This is a genomic window from Bacillus sp. FG16, from assembly GCF_057809515.1.
In genome coordinates, this window is sequence record NZ_JBMDKC010000315.1 from 1 (window position 1) to 517 (window position 517).

Genomic DNA, 517 nt, shown 5'->3' on the forward strand with positions numbered 1-517 from the left:
ATTTGCTGCAATTGTTTTTCTGTATGTGTATGAGGTGGTACAATGATTGCATCTTGATGTATCTCTCTAGCTTGAAATACAGCTAGTAAGGATTTCTGATCTATTTTCCCACTCGGTGTTAACGGGAAATCTTCTACACATTGAATCGTACTTGGTATCATAAAATCAGGTAATGATTTCGAAAGAAACGCTTGTAATTCTCTTGTACTTATATTTTTATTTTCTATCGCTTTATAAAACGCAAGTAATTGTGGTTGTTCATTCTCATTTTGATATACCATAACAACTACCTGCTGAATGGAGGGATGTTGTAACAATCGTTCTTCTATTTCTTCTAATTCAATTCGATAGCCTCTTATTTTTATTTGCTTATCCTGACGTCCTAAAAATTCAATGTGTCCATCATATGTAATACGCCCTTGATCTCCGCTTTTATATACCTTCATTTCAGATGTATTTGGGATTTGTCGTTGTAAAAATGTTTCTTTTGTTTTCTCAGGTTGATTGATGTACGCTG

At 33.7% G+C, this 517-nt stretch carries 1 protein-coding gene; it reads right to left on the minus strand.

Annotated features, from left to right (window positions below; translation table 11 throughout):
* On the minus strand, positions 1–446 hold a 446-nt coding region (locus ACODS7_RS32495), incomplete at its 3' end, for an AMP-binding enzyme (protein WP_488828676.1).
* Positions 447–517: the final 71 nt, after the last annotated feature.